The following is an 18152-nucleotide window of genomic DNA, read 5'->3' on the forward strand; positions in this document are numbered from 1 at the left end:
CCCCAGGTCTACCGCACCACGGGGCGCGATGCGACCACACGTCAGCGTCCTCGGAATCCGTCCGTCGCCTCGACCAGGTGATGGGTGATACCGGGCTCCGCGGCGGCATGCCCGGCGTCGTCGACGATGTGCAGCCGAGCGGACGGCCATGCCCGGTGCAGTGCCCACGCCGTCGTCACCGGGCACACGACGTCGTACCTGCCCTGCACGATCACGGCGGGGATGTGCGCGATCGTGTCGACCCCGTCCAGCAGCTGGTTCTCGGCGAGGAACCCGTCGTTGACGAAGTAGTGGTTCTCGATCCGCGCGAATGCGAGCGCGAAGCGCTCTTCCGCGCTGCGATCGACGTGTTCCTGCTTCGGGATCAGTTCACTGGTCGAGCCCTCCCACGTCGACCAGGCGACCGCCGCCGCCGTCGCGACGTCCGGATCCGGGTCGTGGAGGAGCCGGTGATAGGCCTCGACGAGGTCGCCGCCCCGATCGGACTCCGGGACCGCGGCGAGGAAACCCTCCCACCGGTCCGGGAAGATCGCACTCGCGCCGCCGTTGTAGTACCAGTCGATTTCGCTGCGCCGCAGCAGGAAGATCCCGCGCAGCACCAGCTCCGTGACTCGATCCGGGTGGGTCTGTGCGTACGCCAGCGCGAGCGTCGAACCCCACGACCCGCCGAACACCTGCCATCGCTCGACCCCGAGGTGTTCGCGCAGCGCCTCGATGTCGGCGATCAGGTGACCGGTCGTGTTCACCGACAGGTCCGCTCCGTCCGCGACGTGCGGCGTCGATCGCCCGCACCCGCGCTGGTCGAACAGGACGATGCGGTAGGCGTCCGGGTCGAAGAACCGGCGATGATCCGGGCTGGTGCCGCCACCCGGTCCGCCGTGCAGGAACACCACCGGCTTGCCGTCCGGATTGCCGCACTGCTCCCAGGCGATCGACTGCCCGTCACCGACGTCGAGCCTGCCCGTCCGGTGCGGCTCGATCGGTGGATACAGCTGTCTGCGGTCCACTCAGAACCCGATCAGACCGGATGCGAGATCCGGGAGCTCGATGGCGTACAGGGCGCCGTCCCGCACGTCGGGGCACTGTGCGGTGGTGATGACATCGATCCGCGCCTTGTGCGTGACCAGGTCGATCATGTTGATGCCGTTCTGCGCCGCCCAGGTGCCGACCACCGAGTTCAGTCCGCCCTTGCCGATGGTCGGCGTGTATGTCCGCCAACTCTGCAGCTGAGCCTCCATGTCCGAGCAGAGCTGCTCCGCCTGCGTCGTCGTCACCCCACCGGAATCACCTGGGATCACACTGCCCGCGGCGCTCGCTCCGCCGGAGTTCGTCGACGGGGCAGGCGCGGGTGCTGCCGTCGAGGCGGGAGCCGGGGTCATGTCGCTCGCGCATCCCGCCGTTCCGGCGAGGAGGGCAGCAACCCCGGCGACGGCGAACGCGTAACGGCGGAAAGGCATGTGGCGACCCCAGACTGTCGGCCCGGCGCGCACGGCCCCGGGTATGCGAAGGACGGTGCCCGCGGCCGGGTGCCGGTCGCGGGCACCGTCGAGTGTGCCATCGATCCGCGCGCAGAATGAGGCATCGCGCGCTGTGACGTTCAGCCCAGCAGAACTGCCGGGGCCACGATCAGAAGCTGTGCTCCTCGGCGGGGAACGTGCCGGTCCGCACCTCGTCGGCGTATGCGGCTGCAGCGCCGCGCAGCGTCTCGCCGATCGCGGCGAACTGCTTGACGAACTTCGCGGTCTTGCCGCTCGTGTACCCGGCCATGTCCTGCCAGACGAGAACCTGCGCGTCGCACTCGACGCCCGCGCCGATTCCGACGGTCGGGATGGTCAGCTTGCGGGTGACCTGCCCGGCGATCTCGGCGGGGACCATCTCCATGACCACGGAGAACGCGCCGGCCTCCTGGACCGCGATCGCGTCCGCGACGAGCTGCTCCGCGCCGTCACCGCGACCCTGGACACGGAAACCGCCCAGGCTGTTCACGGACTGCGGAGTGAAACCGATGTGCGCCTGGACGGGAATGCCTGCGGCGGTCAGTGCCGCGATCTGCGGGGCGACACGTTCGCCGCCCTCGAGCTTCACGGCGTGCGCCTGTCCCTCCTTCATGAAGCGGAAGGCGGTCTCGAGTGCCTGCTGCGGCGATGCCTCATAGCTGCCGAACGGCAGATCGGCGATCACCAGGGCGTGCGGGGCCCCGCGGACCACGCCGCGGACCAGGGGGAGCATCTCGTCCACGGTGACCGGGACGGTGGTGTCGTAGCCGTACACGACGTTGGCGGCGGAATCGCCGACCAGCAGCACCGGGATGCCTGCCTCGTCGAAGATTCGGGCGGTCGAGTAGTCGTAGGCGGTGAGTTCCGCCCAGCGCTGCCCCTCGGCCTTCATGGCCTGCAGGTGGTGGGTGCGGATCTTGGTGCGCCTCGGTGCGGCTGTCGCAGGCGCACCGCCGTACAGGGCGGTGGCGGAATCGGACGCCGGGCTGGTGGACGCGGAGGTGTCGGACATCAGTGTCCCTTTCGTGCCTCGAGGCCCAGTGCGGGTCCCCGGGTTGTGGGTGATGACACCCACAGTCTGCCACCGCCGGGACGGGACCGGACCGTGCAGTTCGTCACACCCGGCCCGTGCACGGTCGGGCAGGATCGGTCCCTCCTACCGGGGCTGATCCTGCGGAAACGGTGCCGGTGGAGTGTCGTGGCACCATCGACGGCATGCGAATGGGGACTGCGGCGGCGCTGGTTGCGACGGTGGCGATGGCGGTGGCGGGCTGCAGTGGAGCCGGTGAGACCGGCGGGCAGGCCGTTCCGTCCGCCGCTCCGGCGACGGCAACGGGGCCGGTGCCTGCGGGACTGGACGCCTTCTACACGCAGACCGTCTCCTGGGGGTCGTGCGCGGACTTCGAGACCGACGGCCCCCTCGCTAGCGCGTTGGAGTGCGCACGGGTGACGGTGCCGGTGGACTACGACGACCCGGACGGTGCGACCGCGCAGATCGCGATCTCGCGGAGCCCGGCGACCGGCGACCGGATCGGGTCGCTGCTGGTGAACCCGGGCGGACCGGGTGCGTCGGGGTTGTCGATGGCGAACGTGGCCGACATGACCGACCTCGCGGAGCGATTCGACGTCGTCGGGTTCGACCCGCGCGGTGTGGGTGCGTCGACGCCGCAGGTCCGGTGCCTGACGGACGCCGAGTTCGACGCCGACCGCGCCGACCCGAAGGTCGACATGAGCCCGGAGGGGGTCGCGCGAGTCGAATCCGTCAACGCCGCCTATGCCGCGAAGTGCGCGGAGCGGACGGGTGCCGATTTCCTCGAGCACGTCGGCACCCACGAGGTGGTCCGCGACATGGACGTCATCCGGTCGGTGCTCGGTGACGAACAGTTGACGTTCCTCGGGTTCTCGTACGGCACCCGCATCGGCGCGGAGTACGCGGAGACGTTCCCGGGCAACGTGCGGGCGATGGTCCTCGACGGTGCCGTCGATCCGGAGCAGGACCCGGTCGAGGAGACGGTGCTGCAGGCGGCGGGCTTCCAGCAGGCGTTCGACGACTTCGCCGCGAACTGCGCCACGGTCGACCGGTGCCCGCTCGGTTCCGATCCGGCGCAGGCGGTCGCGCGGTTCCGGGCGCTGGTCGACCCGCTCGTCGAGCGCCCGGCCGAGACCACCGATCCTCGTGGACTCGGGTACCAGGACGCGATCACGGGGGTGCAGCAGGCGTTGTACTCGCCGCAGTTGTGGGGGGCTCTGCGCAGCGGGCTGACCGCGCTCGCCGACGGCAAGGGCGACTCGCTGCTGATGCTCGCCGATCAGTACCAGGGCCGCGACGACGACGGCGCCTACTCGAACATCAACGACGCGTTCAACGCGATCCGGTGTGTGGACGATCCGCCGGTGACGGATCGGACGGTCGTCGATGCGGGGGACACCGCGTACCGGAAGGCGGCACCGTTCCTGGACGACGGCCGCGGCACGGGTGCGGCGCCTCTCGACGCGTGCGCGTTCTGGCCGGTGCCGTCGTCGGCGAAACCGCATGCGGTGGACGCTCCGGGGCTCGCGCCGGTCGTGGTGGTCTCGACGACGCAGGACCCGGCGACGCCGTACCAGGCGGGGGTCGACCTGGCGAAGCAGCTCGGCGCGTCATTGATCACGTACCGCGGAACGCAGCACACGGTGGTGTTGAACGGGGAGGCGTGCGTGGACGATCCGGTGGTGGCGTACCTGATCGACCTGGCGATTCCGGCTCCTGATCTCACATGTTCATAACCGCCCGAGTTATGTAACACAGATTTAACGCGCGGTGCCTAGTCTCGCGTGCATGGATCGCCAAATGGAATTCGTGCTCCGTACCCTCGAAGAGCGCGACATTCGTTTCGTTCGACTGTGGTTCACCGACGTGCTCGGGTATCTCAAGTCGGTGGCGATCGCTCCGGCCGAGCTCGAGGGGGCGTTCGCGGAGGGCATCGGCTTCGACGGCTCGGCGATCGAGGGCTTCTCCCGGGTCTCGGAGGCGGACACCGTCGCCAAGCCGGACCCGTCGACCTTCCAGATCCTGCCGTGGGAGCACAAGGACGGCAGGCAGCATTCGGCCCGCATGTTCTGCGACATCGCGATGCCGGACGGCACCCCCTCGTGGGCGGACCCGCGCCACGTCCTGCGCCGCCAGCTGAGCAAGGCCAGCGACCTCGGCTTCAGCTGCTACGTGCACCCCGAGATCGAGTTCTTCCTCCTCGAGAACGGCCCGTACGACGGCACGCGCCCGGTCCCGGCCGACTCGGGTGGCTACTTCGACCAGGCGGTGCACGACTCGGCACCGAACTTCCGCAGGCACGCGATCGACGCCCTCGAGCAGATGGGCATCTCGGTCGAGTTCAGCCATCACGAGACGGCGCCCGGGCAGCAGGAGATCGACCTGCGCTACGCGGACGCCCTGTCGATGGCCGACAACGTGATGACGTTCCGGTATGTCGTCAAGGAGGTCGCGCGGAACGAGGGCGTGCGGGCGTCGTTCATGCCGAAGCCGTTCGCGGAGCACGCCGGCTCCGCCATGCACACCCACATGAGTCTGTTCGAGGGCGAGAACAACGCCTTCCACAACCCGGACGACCCGATGCAGCTGTCGGCCACGGGTAAGGCGTTCATCGCCGGAATCCTCGAGCACGCCAACGAGATCAGCGCGGTGACGAACCAGTGGGTGAACTCCTACAAGCGTCTCGTCCACGGCGGCGAGGCGCCCACCGCGGCGTCCTGGGGTCCGTCGAACCGGTCCGCCCTCGTGCGCGTCCCGATGTACACGCCGAACAAGGCGTCGTCGCGTCGCGTCGAGATCCGCAGCCCTGATTCGGCGTGCAACCCGTACCTGTCGTTCGCGGTGCTGCTCGCGGCCGGACTGCGGGGCATCGAGAAGGGTTACGAGCTCCCGCCCGAGGCCGAGGACGACGTGTGGTCGCTGACGTCGGCCGAGCGGCGCGCGATGGGGTACAAGGCGCTGCCCGGAAGTCTCGGGGAGGCACTCGAGGAGATGGAGCGCTCCGAACTGGTCGCGGAAACCCTCGGCGAGCACGTCTTCGACTTCTTCCTCCGCAACAAGCGGCGGGAGTGGGAGGACTACCGCAGTCAGGTGACGCCGTTCGAACTCCAGACCTACCTCGGGCTGTAAACCGACGATGGTCAAGCCTCCCACCGTCCGGTCCACCATCCCCGGCGTCGGTCGACTAGGTCTGGTCGAGCCCTCGGCGCCTGCCGAACTGGCCGCACTGGGCTGGGTGAACGCCGACAGCATCGAGCTGCTGTGGTCGTTGTCGCGCGCCGCGAACGCCGATCTGGCGCTGCGCACCCTGGTGCGGATCAAGGACGGTCTCGGCACGGAGGGCTGGGCGGAACTCGATGCCGCGTTGCGCGTCGACACCGGCCTGCGCGGCAGGCTCTTCGGGGTCATCGGCGCGTCGAGTGCGCTCGGCGATCACCTCGCCTCGGATCCGGGGCAGTGGACGTCGCTCCGCGGGAACGTGGTGCTGCCGACGAAGCAGGAACTCGTCGACGAGCTCCTCGCTGCGGTCGAGGCGGTGCCGGACGGGTCGGCGTCCCCGACGAATCTCGTGTACCGGGCGGCGGTGACAGGCCACGACGCGGTTGCGGCGTTGCGTCGCACCTACCGGAACCAGATGATGCTGCTGGCGTCGATGGACCTGGCCGCGATCGTCGAGAACGAGCCGGTGATTCCGTATCAGGTCGTCGGGCATCAGCTTTCGGACATGGCCGATGCGGCGTTGACAGCGGCGCTCGCGGTCGCCGTCGCGACGATCCACCCGGACGGACCGTGTCCCGCCCGCCTCGCGGTGATCGCGATGGGCAAGTGCGGCGCGCGGGAACTGAACTACGTCAGCGACGTCGACATCGTGTTCGTCGCGGAGCCGGCGGACTCGTCCGCCAGCCGGCTCGCGGGCGAGATGATGCGAATCGGGACGTCCGCGTTCTTCGAGGTCGACGCCGCGCTCAGGCCGGAAGGCAAACGCGGAGAACTGGTCCGGACCCTCGACTCGCACGTCGCCTACTACAAGCGCTGGGCCAAGACGTGGGAGTTCCAGGCGTTGCTCAAGGCGCGCCCCGCCACGGGCGACCTCGCGCTCGGTCAGGACTACTTCGACGCGCTGAACCCGATGGTCTGGACCGCGGCCGAACGTGAGGACTTCGTGCCCGAGGTGCAGGCGATGCGCCGCCGGGTCGAGGAGATGGTGCCTCCGGAGCTGCGTGAGCGTGAGATCAAGCTCGGCCGCGGGAGCCTGCGGGATGTCGAGTTCGCCGTCCAGCTCCTGCAATTGGTGCACGGGCGCGCCGACGAGTCGCTGCGCGTGCAGAGCACGATCGACGCCCTGACCGCGCTCGCGGCCGGGGGCTACGTCGGCCGCGACGACGCCGCCAACCTCACCGCGTCGTACGAGTTCCTGCGCCTCATCGAGCACCGGCTGCAGCTGCAGAAGCTCAAGCGCACCCACACCCTGCCCCCCGCGGAGGACGAGGAGGGCCTGCGGTGGCTGGCGCGGGCCGCGCACATGCGCCCCGACGGTCGCCTCGACTCGCTCGGTGTACTCAACGCCGAGGTCAAGCGGAACGCGCACCGGATCCGCCGGTTGCACGCGAAGCTCTTCTATCGTCCGCTGCTCGACTCCGTCGCCCGACTGGACAAGGAGGCGTTGGGCCTGTCGCCCGACGCCGCGGTCCGTCAGCTCGCGGCGCTCGGCTACGTCGCCCCGGAGAACGCCCTCGGTCACCTCAAGGCGCTGACCTCCGGCGCCTCGCGCAAGGGTCGAATCCAGGCGCTGCTGCTCCCGACACTGCTCGAATGGCTCAGTGACACACCGGATCCCGATGCCGGACTGCTCGCCTATCGGCGGCTGTCGGATGCGATGATGGACGCCGAGTGGTACCTGCGCCTCCTCCGCGACGAGGGCGCGGTCGCGCAGCGGCTGATGATCCTGCTCGGTTCCTCCGCCTACCTGCCGGACCTGCTGATCAAGGCGCCGGACGTGCTGCGGACGTTCGCCGACGGACCCAACGGTCCGCGGCTGCTCGACGTGGATCCTCACGACGTGGCCCGCGGAATCCTGGCATCGTCGGCGCGCTACGACGACCCGGTCCGGGCGGTCGGCGCGGCGCGGTCGTTGCGCAGGCACGAGTTGGCGCGGGTGGCGTCGGCAGACGTGCTCGGGATGCTCGACGTCCCGCAGGTGTGCCAGGCGTTGTCGTCGGTGTGGACGGCCGTGCTCGGTGCCGCGCTCGCCGCGGTGGTGCGGGCGTCGGAGGCGGAACTGGGTGAGGCGGCGCCCGCGACCATCGCCGTGATCGGGATGGGCAGGCTCGGGGGCAACGAACTCGGGTACGGCTCCGACGCGGACGTGCTGTTCGTCTGCGAGCCGCGTCCGGGCGCCGACGAGACGCGAGCGGTCAAGTGGGCCAACATGGTTGCCGACCGGGTGCGGACGCTGCTCGGCGCACCGAGCACCGACCCGCCGCTCGAGGTCGACACGGGCCTGCGTCCCGAGGGGCGCAACGGCCCGGTGGTACGGACACTCGCGTCGTATCAGGCGTATTACCGCCAGTGGGCGCAGGCATGGGAGATCCAGGCGCTGCTGCGTGCGCACGCGGTGGCCGGCGACACCGACCTGGGCCTGCGGTTCCTGACGATGATCGACGAGTTCCGGTACCCGGACGGCGGTGTCACCGACACCGCGGTGCGCGAGATCCGCCGGATCAAGGCACGGGTCGACTCGGAGCGACTGCCGCGCGGCGCCGACCCCGCCACCCACACCAAGCTCGGACGCGGCGGCCTCGCCGACATCGAGTGGACGGTTCAGCTGATCCAGCTGCGGCACGCTCACGAGGTGCCCGCGCTGCACAACACGTCGACCCTCGAGACGCTCGACGCGATCGGTGCGGCGGAACTGCTCGCCGAGACCGACGTCGAACTGCTCCGCGAATCGTGGCTGACCGCGACCAAGGCACGCAACGCGCTGGTGCTGGTCCGCGGAAAGCCGACCGATCAGCTGCCCGGTCCGGGTCGGGTGCTGTCCGCCGTCGCGCAGGTGGCGGGCTGGCCGGGCGGCGACGCCAACGAGTTCCTCGACAACTACATGCGGGTCACTCGGCGGGCGAAGGCCGTGGTCGAGCGCGTGTTCGGTGCCTGAGGCCGCAGTTCGTACGGCGTAAGACGAAATCCGCTGCGTACCCCCGTTTTTCGGGGAGCAGGTACGTCGGTGGGTGTTTTCCCGGCTGTTCTCGCGGGCGGTTCACGGGATTCTTCGATGCGTTGCCGACGATCGCCGTCGGCCGGAGAATCGTGGAGGAATCCGCTCGATGTCGAAGCACCGCAAATCCCACACCACCCGAGCCACGCGAACGGTGTGCGGCCTCGCCGTCGCCGCTGCGATCACCGGGGGAGTGCTGGCCCTGCCTGCCGCCCGCGCGTCCGCGCAACCGCTCGCCGTCCCGGGTATCGGAATCCTCGACGTCCCCGGGGGTGCCCCGATGACGCAGGTGCCGACTCCGCTGCCGACCCACGGGCAGCAGGCACTCGACGCCGCGCTCTCGAAGCTGGGCGCGCCGTACGTGTGGGGGGCGACCGGCCCCAACGCCTTCGACTGCTCGGGTCTGGTCCAATGGGCGTACCGGCAGGCGGGCGTTTCCGTTCCACGCACCACGTACGACCAGGTCAACGGAGGCAGTCCGGTCGGTCGCGGCGATCTGGAACCCGGTGACGTGGTGCTGTTCAACGGCGCGGAGCACGTCGGTCTCTACGCGGGTGGCGGTACCGTCGTCCACGCGCCGACCAGTGGTCAGCCGGTCAAGCGCGCGCCGCTGGATTCGATGCCGTTCTTCGCGGCGCGCCGTTACTGAACCCGCGGGCGAGGACGACGATCACCGTAGACTCGTTCTCGTACCCGAGGGAAGGACCGCACGTGAACGCTCCCGACCCCAACGACTGGAATGCGAAGATCGTCGCCGAGTTCCGGGCCAACGAGGGCCGGGTGGGTGGTCAGTTCGAGGGTGCTCCACTGATCCTGCTGCACCATCGGGGCCGAAAGTCGGGGCGTGAGTTCGTCTCCCCGATGATGTACCTGCCCGACGACAGTGACCCGGACCGGATCTTCGTGTTCGCGTCGAAGGCGGGTGCGCCGACCAACCCGGCCTGGTACCACAACCTCGTCGCGGCCGACACGGCCACGGTCGAGCGGGGCACCGACACCTACACCGTGGCCGTCGAGGAGATCACCGGCGATGAACGGGACGTCGTCTTCGCCGAACAGGCCTCCCGCTACCCGGGTTTCGCCGGGTACGCGGTGAAGACCGCCGGGGTCCGCGTGATCCCGGTCGTGGCGCTCACGCGCGTCTAGCTGCCCGCGAACAGCCGGATCCGCTGCTCACGACTGCGCTCGAGGTGTGAGCGCATGTGCTCGCGGGCCGCTCGTTCGTCGCGGGCGCGCAGCGCGTCGAGGATGAGGTCGTGCTCGGAGTTCAGCAGGTCCGGCTCGCCGTAGTTCGACGGCGGTCCGCTGTCGTAGATGCGCAACTGGGTCGTGAGCCGGATGAGCAGGGCAGTGATGGTCGTGTTGTGGGCGGCCTGCCAGAGGGCCTCGTGGAAACGGAAGTTGCCCGAGCGCACCTCGGCGTCCTCGGTCGCGTCGCAACAGACGCGGTGCAGGCTTTCGAGTCGGGCCATGTCGAGGTCGGTGTGGCGTAGTGCTGCGGCCCCGGCGGCCTCGGATTCGAGCGCGACCCGAGCCGCGTAGATCTCGATGACGTCTTCTGGCGTGCCGGAGCGGACTCGGAAGCCGCGGGCGGCGCGTTCGAGCAGGCCGTCGTGGGCGAGCCAGTTGAGCGCCTCGCGGATGGGGGTGCGGGACGCGCCGTAGGTCTCGCTGAGCTGCGTCTCGTGCAGGGGAGACCCCTGCGGGAACTTGCCGTCGAGGATGTCGGCCCGCAGGCGGAGGTACTGCTTCGACGTCTGGTCGGAACGGCCGGCCGCGCCCGTCGTCATCAGCGTTCCCAGGTCGTCGTCCTCGCGCGCCATCGTGTCCCCTCCGTCGATTCGTTGCGGTCCGCGCCGCGTCGATGATTATGCCAGGGGCGACAGCCGGATACTTGCGTATACGCTCGTCCTCGCTTACGTTCGAGTTGTTCGAGTCCTCCAGGAAGGTGTGTCGGTGCAACCAGTGATCCAGGCGCAGGAGTTGGCCGCGCTGCTCGGCCGCCCCGACGCGCCCGTCGTCCTCGACGTCACCGTCCTCCTCGCACCCGCCCGATTCGACGGCGACTACCGACCCGAGTCGGGCGAGTCGCTCTGGCGCGAGGCACACCTGCCCGGATCCCGGCACGTCGACCTCCTGACGACCCTGTCCGACACCTCGGGCTCGCTGCACTTCACCCGCCCGTCGGCCGACGGACTCGCCGCCGACCTGGGCAGGCTCGGCATCACGCCGGACAGTTCCGTCGTGCTCTACGACCAGGGCGGCGCGACCTGGGCGTCGCGGGTGTGGTGGCTGCTGCGCGGAGTCGGAGTCGACGCCAGGATTCTCGACGGCGGACTCGCCAGGTGGACCGCGCTCGGGTTGCCCGTGGAATCCGGTGAGCCCACCGCGGCCGAGCCGGTCCAGGTTCCGTCGTCCGCACTCGCCGACCGCGGACTCTGGGTCGATCGTGGCGAGGTCGCGGACATCGCCGCAGGCCGAGCACCAGGAACGCTGGTGTGCGCGCTCGCGCCCGCACAGTTCACGGGCGCCGAGAACACCCGCTACAGCAGGCGCGGCCACATCCCCGGCAGTCGCAACCTGTCCGCGAAGAGCATGCTCGACGACCGCGGACTGCTCCGCGAAGCCGACGAACTGGCCGGGCTCGCCGCAGCGGCGCTCGCGGACGTCGACCGGCCCCTGGTGATCTATTGCGGCGGTGGCATCTCGGCGTGCCTGACCGCACTCGGGCTCGTCCTCGCCGGACACGACACGGTCCAGGTCTACGACGGGTCGATCGAGGAGTGGTCGGCCGACCCGACCCTGCCGATGGTGACGACGACAGGTGGTGACGAGTGAAGCGATGTCGCCCTCGGCCCTGACCTCGACACCCACGACAATGTCTACCCCACAGGAAATTCCATGACGATCACCCCCGCCGATCTCGGTACCGCACTCGACTCCCTTCGCGCCCGCGTCCCGCTCGTCCACTCGCTCACCAACGTCGTGTCGGCGAACTTCCTCACCAATGTCCTTCTCGCCGCGGGCGCCAGCAACGCGCACATCGACAACGCCCACGAGGCAGGCGATTTCGCCCGCATCGCGGGTGGCGTCCTCGTGAACCTCGGAACCCCCGACGACGGCACCGCGGCCGCGTTCACCGCCGCCGCCGAGTCCGCTCACGATGCGGGTACCCCGTGGGTGCTGGACCCGGTCGGGGTCGGTGGTCTCGCCTGGCGCAGCGGCCTCGCCCTCGACCTGCTCAAGTACCGGCCGACCGCGATCCGCGGCAACGCGTCCGAGGTCATCGCACTCGCCGGGCTCGGCGGCGACACCCGGGGCGTCGACAGCTCCGACGATCCGGCAGCCGCGGTCCCCGCCGCCGTCGCGCTGTTGCAGCACGCCGACGTCGTGTCCGCGTCCGGCCCGGTCGACCACCTCGTCGGACGCGACGCGGACGGCGCGGTCGTCGGGGTCCGGATCGGCGGCGGCAGTGCGCTGCTGCCACGGGTGACGTCCACCGGCTGCTCGCTCGGCGCACTCGTCGCCGCCTACCTGGCCGTCGCGGAGACGCCGCTGATCGGTCTCGCCGCCGCGCACGCCCACGTCGCGGTCGCGTCGGAGATCGCGGAGGCGAACTCCTCGGGGCCGGGTTCGTTCGCCGTCGCCTACCTCGACGCGCTGTACACCCTCGACGCCGCCACCCTCGCGGAGCGCGTCGTCCTCGACACCTTCGAGGTGGCCGAGAACCGATGAGCATCAAGACCTTCTGGTATCTCACGCAGGCCGACGGCGACTTCCCCTGGAGCCCGGGTGGGCTCTATCCGGTCGACGGGCAGCGGCAGATCGAGCTGGCGAAGACGATCGACGACGGCGGATTCGACGGCGCACTGGTCGCCACGTGGTCCAACGACCCGTTCCTGTCCGCGACCTGGGCGGCCTCGCACACGTCGAGGATGAAGTTCCTCGTCGCGGTGTACGCCAACATGATGCCCGCGCGGCTGCTCGCCGAGAAGGCGTTGACGTTCGACGCGTTCAGTGGCGGCAGGCTGATGATCAACTCCGTCAACGGCCGCGACAACATCCTCACCAAGTACGACATGAACGTCGAGCACGACCGGCGGTACGAACTGGGCGAACAGTACTGGGCGGACTTCCGCCGCTACTACCGCGAGGGTACGGAGTCGAACTTCCCGAACACGCCGCTGCGCGTCGACTCCGCGGACGGACACACGGTCCCGCTGTGGGGGACCGGCGACTCGCCTGCGGGACTGGAGAACTCGGGCAAGGTCCTCGACGCCTACCTGGTGATGTCCCGCGAAACGTCCTTCGTCAAGGAGAAGTTCGACGGCGCCCGCGCCGCCGCGGCCGCCGCGGGCCGCGAGTTCAGCGACTTCGGTGCCCTGTCGGGGGTCATCGTCCGGCCGAACCGCGGCGAGGCGATCGACCGGTTCCGGTCCCTGTTCGAGAAGGCAGGCATCGACCAGATCGCCGACGTCCTCGACAACGCGGTCCGGCGCCGCACCGGCGGCAAGCAGGATCTGGCCACCTTCACGGCCCGTGACGCGCAACGGCAGGGCTGGGTCGACACCCTCGTCGGGGGCAAGCTTCCCGAACCCGAGGACCTGTACATCGGCGACGGCCTCTACGCGGGTATCACCGCGTGGTCGCCGCTCGACATCTTCGGCACCGGATCGTCGGCGGTGTACTACGTCGGCGACCCCGACGAGATCACCGGTCACGTGCACGACCTGCAGGCCCGAACCGGCTTGACGTCCCTGATCCTCGCCGGCTGGCCGCTGATCGACGAGGCGAAACAGGTTGCCGAGCACCTGATTCCCCGCCTGGCGTAGGCGCTTCGCACCTGTGCGTGAGGTCGGTGGCTCTGACCACCGACCTCACGCACGGGTGCCGCAGGCGCCTACAGCGCCGTCGCGACCTTCCACGCCGAGTGCATGGCGCCCTCGATGTAGTCGACGCTCCCGGCGTCGCCGACGACGCGGGTGTTCACCCCGGCTCGCTCCAGCTCGTCGGCGAGCGGTGCGGCCGGGGTCACGCCTGCCGCCATCACGACCATGTTCGCGGGCGCCGACAGCGACTTTCCGTCGACGGTGAATTCGACCGTCGTACGTGTGATCCGGTCCACCGTCGCCTTCCGGTGGACCGTCACACCCACCTCACGGGCGTGCTTGACCGCGGTCCAGCGGCGCGGCATCGCCATCGGCACGCCGAGCTGCCCGCCCTCCGCGAGGAGGGTGACGTTGCTGCCGCGTTCGGCGAGGAACTCCGCCAGTTCGAGTCCGACGAGCGAACCACCGATGACGACGACGTTCCTGCTCATCGGGAGGAACTTGAGGTACTTGCGGCTGAGGTCGCGGATCCTGCCGGGGCTCTTCGTGATTCCGGTCAATCCGGCCAGTTTGCCCGCGATGCGGAAGAGCAGGGGCTGGTCGGAGACGTCGCCCGATCCGGTCATCAGGGCGCGCATGGTGTCGCCGGTCTGCACGTGCGGAAGGTTCCCGCCCGGCACACTCGGACGGTTGCGGACCGCACCGGTCGCCACGACGACCTCGTCCGGGTTCAAGGCACGCACCGAGGTGACGGTGGCCTCGGTGTCGACGCGGATCTCGACGCCGAGCCGCGTGACTTCGCCCGTCAGCCAGGTCAGCAGTCGCTCGTTGTCCGGGGTGGTCAGGGTCGAGAACCACAGGGTGCCGCCGATGCGGTCGGACTTCTCCAGCACCGTGACGCGGTGGCCGCGTTCGGCGGCGACACGGGCCGATTCGAGACCGCCCGGGCCGGAGCCCACGACGACGACGTGCTTACGCGCCTTCACCGCGGGGAACGGCAGGAGCTTCTCGTTGCCGAGCGTCGGGTTGACCGCGCAGAGCGGGGTCGCGTCCCAGAAGTTCTCCTGGACACAGACGTAGCAGTTGATGCAGGGGCGGACCTGCTCGGAGCGTCCCGCCTTGAGCTTGTTCACCAGGCCGGGATCGGCCAGGAGCTGACGACCCATCGCGACGAAATCGGTTCGGCCGTCGGCGATCATCTCCTCGCCGACCTCGGGGAGCATGCGGCCGACGGTGATGACGGGAATCGAGACCGCACGCTTGATGGCCGACGCGTTGTCGGTGTAGTAGCCGACCGTGTTCGGCAGCGGCCCGTCGGTGAAGTTCGCGAACGCGTTGAGCGCGGTGCCGGTGACGTGGATGGCGTCCGCACCCGCCTTTTCGAAAAGTTCTGCTGCAGCTACCGACTCGTCGCTGCTCAAGCCGTCGGACTCCCCGTACTCCTGCCCCGCGAGCCGCACGATCACCGCTAGGCCGTCGCCGACGGCGTCCTTGACCGCGCGGATCACCTCGCACGTCAGGCGCGCCCGGTTCTCCAGGGCGCCGCCGTACTCGTCGGTGCGCTGGTTCGAATAGCGGCTCAGGAACGTGCCGAGCACGTAGTTGTGGGCGCAGTGGATCTCGACGGCGTCGCCACCGGCCGTCTGCACGCGCACTGCCGCTTCGGCGAACATGCGAACCAACCAGTCGAGGTCCTCCTGGGTGGCCTCGTGGTAGGTGGCCCGCTTGCCCTCCTGGATGGCGGCCATCTTCCCGAGTTCCTCGGGAGTGCAGTCGAGCATTGCGCTCATGTCACCCGGAGGCTTCGGCATCGAGGGCACCAGCTGCGGGCGACCGTCGAGGGTGTCGATCCGTGCGACCTTGCCGTGGTGCGTCATCTGCACGCAGAGCTTGCTGCCCGCGTCGTGCACGGCGTCCGCGAGGGCCTTGAGGCCGGGAATGAACCGGTCCTCGGACAGGCCCGGCTCCTTCCGGCTGGTGCAGCCGATCGGGTACGCGACCGCGCAGCACCCTGTGATGATCAGCCCGGTACCGCCGTCGGCGCGAGCGACGAAATGGTCGATGTCGCCCTGGTGGATCTCGCCGTCCTCGCAGAGGTTCATGTCCATCGCGGGCAACACGACCCGGTTGGGGAGGGTCATCGGCCCGATGGTGCCGGGAGCGAGGAGATGCGGAAACGTCTGCTGTCGGATCGTCACCGTCGGAAGCTACGTCGCGCCTGTCCACCGCGTTGCGGCCTTCTCGCTGAACGGGACCGAATCGTGAGCAGCGTCCCGGCGGTCGCCGTGGTTCCCCGGCGGTTCCGCCGGTTCGGACATGGGGTCGACGCTCGGCGCGATATAAGGGTGCGTGCCGACAACTTCTGCCAGACACGCGACAGGGATCCGAACAGACGCACGGAACCGATGGCGACGACGAGTCGGGTGGCTGGCGGTGGCGGCGCTGTGGCCGCTGATCGGCGTTCCAGCCGCGACGGGCGCCCTCGCCAACGCCACCGCACCCGAGCCGAGCGCGACCGTGTCGGCCGAGGGAACGCTGCGGGCACTGACCTACAACATCGCGGGACTGCCGGAGGTCCTGTCGAGCGCGGAGACGGACCGACAGACCAGCACGACGGCGATCGGCGCGGGACTGAATTCGTACGACCTCGTGAATGTTCAGGAGGACTTCAACTATCACGCCGCCCTGTACTCGGCGGCGGTACACCCGTATCGGACACCGACCAGTGGCGGAGCCGGGATCGGCAGCGGTTTGAACACGCTGTCCACCTACCCGTTGGAGGGGCCGGAGCGGGTGACCTGGGAACGCTGCTGGATCGGCACCGGGGACTGCCTGACGCCCAAGGGCTTCACCTTCACCCGAGTTCGTCCGGCCGACGGGGTCGTCATCGACGTGTACAACCTGCACACCGATGCCGGCTCCGAGTCCAACGACCTGACCGCCCGCGCGGCCAATCTGGATCAACTCACTCGTTTCATCGCCGCTCGGTCGTCGGGCAACGCGGTGATCGTCATGGGGGACACCAACAGCCGGTACACCCGAGCAGGGGACGAGATCGCCGAGTTCGTCGCGGCGAACAACCTCCGCGATCCTTGGGTGGACCTGGTCCGGAACGGCGACGTCCCGGTCAAGGGTGCCCCCGCGCTCTCCTGTGCCGAGACCAACCCGACCGACGACTGCGAGATCGTGGACAAGGTGCTCTACCGCAGCGGCGACCGGGTGAGCCTCGAGGCGACCGGCTATCGCAACGACCACTCCCGCTTCGCCACCGACGACGGCGCCCCGCTGTCGGATCACTTCCCGATCGCGGTTGACCTCGACTGGTCCTGTGCCGGCGACTGTGTCGACGACATCGAGGATCCGCTGCGGTCCGACGGTGTCGGCTCGGTGGACCGTGGCGGCTCGCTGGGCCGGTGATGCCGCAGCGGTCCGCGAGAAGGTGAGTCACCCCGGATCCCGCCTGTCAGTTGTCCACGCGGGACCGTTCGGGGAATCGCGTCGCCTCCACTGCGCACCGCAGCGCATCGAGGCTGTCGAGGTCGTGCTCGATCGCGGCGCGGGCCAGCGCGGTGCGGTTGGGCACCTGGACCTTGCCCAACGCCGACTCGACGTGGCTGCGCGCGGTGCGAACCGAGATGCCGAGCGCTTCGGAGATCTGTTCGTTCGACCAGCCTCGGGCCACCAGACCGACGACGTCGAGTTCTCGCGCGGTGAGACCCCCGACGATGTCGGCTCGACCGATCCGAATCAGTGCGGCGCCGGATCGGACGACGAGACGAACGTGCCGCCACCGTCCGTCGGTACCACGCCTGCGAAGGCCGGCGCGTCCTGTTCCGTCGGCCACGGTCAGGTGAGCCAGTCGGCGCAGATCCGTGCTCGAGAACCCCGTGGAGTCCAGCGCGCCGATCCGGACGTCGACCGAATCTCCCCTCACCCAGGCGACGAGGTCTGCAGGGGGGTCGCCGGCTGATGCCCCCGGATCGATCAGTCCGGCGATCTCGTGCGAGAGCATCGTCAGCGCCAGGCGCGCGTCGTCGTCGAGCGGTCGCGCGTGGGTCGAGCTCATCGCGACGAAGCCGGGGCGCACCACCCCACCCGAGTCGACGGCCAACGGCAACGTCAATCCCTCGTGAAATCCGTTCGGCTGCAGCGCTTGTCTGAACGTCCGAGTCGAATGAAAGTCGAAGGGTAGGTCGATGAACCTCATCGCGGAGGGGTGCCGCAGGGCGTAGTCGTGCCCGGGACAGCTGTGGGCGTAGGTCGTGGCGATGAACTCCATGACATCACGCGGATAGTCGAGGTTGACGAGCACCGGCTGACCGCGATCGCCGGCGTCGACACCGGTTCCCACGAGGGCCGCGCAGTCGAAACCCAATCCGTCGCGTGCTGTCCGGATGGGGAGATCGACCGGCGCGTCACCGCGCGCTGCCGCGCGCACCTCGGCTGCGAAACGGCTCCACCACTCGATGCTGTTACCCACGTCACCTCCCGAATTGGCCGAAGTGTACCCGCGCCATGCCATCGGCCTTTCGGCCGATGTGGCCTGCGCCACAATCGCGCACCATCGGTGGCGCCATCCCGAG

15 protein-coding genes are annotated in these 18152 nt (G+C 69.4%); 9 read left to right on the forward strand and 6 right to left on the reverse strand.

The features are described from left to right. Window positions 1-41: 41 nt before the first annotated feature. The 3 genes from pip to panB form a co-directional block, all read right to left on the reverse strand. Window positions 42-1007 carry a prolyl aminopeptidase gene (gene pip / locus FFS72_RS22495; protein WP_137876026.1) on the reverse strand — a complete coding sequence of 322 codons (966 nt, stop codon included), beginning with the start codon at window positions 1005-1007 and terminating at the stop codon, window positions 42-44. After that, window positions 1008-1457 (reverse strand): hypothetical protein, encoded by a 450-nt coding sequence (locus FFS72_RS22500; RefSeq protein ID WP_137876027.1) that lies wholly within the window; start codon window positions 1455-1457, stop codon window positions 1008-1010. 169 nt (window positions 1458-1626) lie between these two features. Next, the gene (panB, locus tag FFS72_RS22505; protein WP_137876028.1) at window positions 1627-2508 is read right to left on the reverse strand and encodes a 3-methyl-2-oxobutanoate hydroxymethyltransferase; all 882 of its coding nucleotides are present in this window, start codon (window positions 2506-2508) and stop codon (window positions 1627-1629) included. A 203-nt stretch (window positions 2509-2711) separates the two neighbouring features. On the opposite strand from panB, the gene FFS72_RS22510 reads away from it, so the two are divergent. The 5 genes from FFS72_RS22510 to FFS72_RS22530 all read left to right on the forward strand — a co-directional run bounded on the left by FFS72_RS22510 (window position 2712) and on the right by FFS72_RS22530 (window position 9886). Next, window positions 2712-4262, forward strand: a complete 1551-nt coding sequence (locus FFS72_RS22510) for an alpha/beta hydrolase (RefSeq protein WP_137876029.1) — start codon at window positions 2712-2714, stop codon at window positions 4260-4262. 52 nt (window positions 4263-4314) lie between these two features. Beyond that, window positions 4315-5655, forward strand: coding sequence for a type I glutamate--ammonia ligase (gene glnA / locus FFS72_RS22515; RefSeq protein ID WP_137876030.1), 1341 nt, complete (start codon window positions 4315-4317; stop codon window positions 5653-5655). 7 nt (window positions 5656-5662) lie between these two features. Next, window positions 5663-8680: a bifunctional [glutamine synthetase] adenylyltransferase/[glutamine synthetase]-adenylyl-L-tyrosine phosphorylase gene (locus FFS72_RS22520; protein ID WP_137876031.1), complete on the forward strand. Its 3018-nt coding sequence runs from the start codon at window positions 5663-5665 to the stop codon at window positions 8678-8680. A 169-nt stretch (window positions 8681-8849) separates the two neighbouring features. Then, complete coding sequence (locus tag FFS72_RS22525) at window positions 8850-9389, forward strand: C40 family peptidase (protein ID WP_137876032.1); 540 nt, start codon at window positions 8850-8852, stop codon at window positions 9387-9389. A 62-nt stretch (window positions 9390-9451) separates the two neighbouring features. After that, entirely contained in the window at window positions 9452-9886 is a 435-nt protein-coding gene (locus tag FFS72_RS22530) for a nitroreductase/quinone reductase family protein (RefSeq protein WP_050064959.1), read from the forward strand. On the opposite strand, the gene FFS72_RS22535 is transcribed toward FFS72_RS22530, so the two are convergent. Beyond that, window positions 9883-10563: a GntR family transcriptional regulator gene (locus tag FFS72_RS22535; RefSeq protein WP_137876033.1), complete on the reverse strand. Its 681-nt coding sequence runs from the start codon at window positions 10561-10563 to the stop codon at window positions 9883-9885. The genes FFS72_RS22530 and FFS72_RS22535 overlap by 4 nt on opposite strands. Before the next feature lie 127 nt (window positions 10564-10690). Here FFS72_RS22535 and FFS72_RS22540 point away from each other — a divergent pair, with 127 nt between their 5' ends. From FFS72_RS22540 to FFS72_RS22550, 3 genes are all read left to right on the forward strand, one after another. Beyond that, window positions 10691-11578: a sulfurtransferase gene (locus FFS72_RS22540; RefSeq protein ID WP_249353470.1), complete on the forward strand. Its 888-nt coding sequence runs from the start codon at window positions 10691-10693 to the stop codon at window positions 11576-11578. 63 nt (window positions 11579-11641) lie between these two features. Further along, window positions 11642-12475 carry a hydroxyethylthiazole kinase gene (gene thiM, locus FFS72_RS22545; RefSeq protein WP_137876035.1) on the forward strand — a complete coding sequence of 278 codons (834 nt, stop codon included), beginning with the start codon at window positions 11642-11644 and terminating at the stop codon, window positions 12473-12475. Continuing rightward, entirely contained in the window at window positions 12472-13572 is a 1101-nt protein-coding gene (locus tag FFS72_RS22550) for an LLM class flavin-dependent oxidoreductase (RefSeq protein ID WP_137876036.1), read from the forward strand. Before thiM ends, FFS72_RS22550 begins: the two co-directional genes overlap by 4 nt. Window positions 13573-13640: 68 nt before the next feature. Here FFS72_RS22550 and FFS72_RS22555 read toward each other — a convergent pair whose 3' ends face one another. Continuing rightward, entirely contained in the window at window positions 13641-15767 is a 2127-nt protein-coding gene (locus FFS72_RS22555; protein WP_137876037.1) for an oxidoreductase, read from the reverse strand. A gap of 235 nt (window positions 15768-16002) precedes the next feature. On the opposite strand from FFS72_RS22555, the gene FFS72_RS22560 reads away from it, so the two are divergent. Beyond that, window positions 16003-16986, forward strand: a complete 984-nt coding sequence (locus FFS72_RS22560; protein WP_137876038.1) for an exonuclease/endonuclease/phosphatase family protein — start codon at window positions 16003-16005, stop codon at window positions 16984-16986. A gap of 46 nt (window positions 16987-17032) precedes the next feature. Here FFS72_RS22560 and FFS72_RS22565 read toward each other — a convergent pair whose 3' ends face one another. Further along, entirely contained in the window at window positions 17033-18049 is a 1017-nt protein-coding gene (locus FFS72_RS22565; protein ID WP_171018789.1) for a helix-turn-helix transcriptional regulator, read from the reverse strand. Window positions 18050-18152 lie beyond the last annotated feature (103 nt).

Origin of the sequence: Rhodococcus sp. Q, assembly GCF_005503035.1 — a bacterium.
Taxonomy (GTDB): domain Bacteria; phylum Actinomycetota; class Actinomycetes; order Mycobacteriales; family Mycobacteriaceae; genus Rhodococcus_G.

Bases quoted from the DNA above. Each gene is read 5' to 3' on its own strand.
- FFS72_RS22535 (WP_137876033.1), bottom strand. From the start codon at position 10,563: ATGGCGCGCGAGGACGACGACCTGGGAACGCTGATGACGACGGGCGCG.
- FFS72_RS22520 (WP_137876031.1), top strand. From the start codon at position 5,663: ATGGTCAAGCCTCCCACCGTCCGGTCCACCATCCCCGGCGTCGGTCGA.
- glnA (WP_137876030.1), top strand. From the start codon at position 4,315: ATGGATCGCCAAATGGAATTCGTGCTCCGTACCCTCGAAGAGCGCGAC.
- panB (WP_137876028.1), bottom strand. From the start codon at position 2,508: ATGTCCGACACCTCCGCGTCCACCAGCCCGGCGTCCGATTCCGCCACC.
- FFS72_RS22500 (WP_137876027.1), bottom strand. From the start codon at position 1,457: ATGCCTTTCCGCCGTTACGCGTTCGCCGTCGCCGGGGTTGCTGCCCTC.
- FFS72_RS22525 (WP_137876032.1), top strand. From the start codon at position 8,850: ATGTCGAAGCACCGCAAATCCCACACCACCCGAGCCACGCGAACGGTG.
- FFS72_RS22550 (WP_137876036.1), top strand. From the start codon at position 12,472: ATGAGCATCAAGACCTTCTGGTATCTCACGCAGGCCGACGGCGACTTC.
- thiM (WP_137876035.1), top strand. From the start codon at position 11,642: ATGACGATCACCCCCGCCGATCTCGGTACCGCACTCGACTCCCTTCGC.
- FFS72_RS22510 (WP_137876029.1), top strand. From the start codon at position 2,712: ATGCGAATGGGGACTGCGGCGGCGCTGGTTGCGACGGTGGCGATGGCG.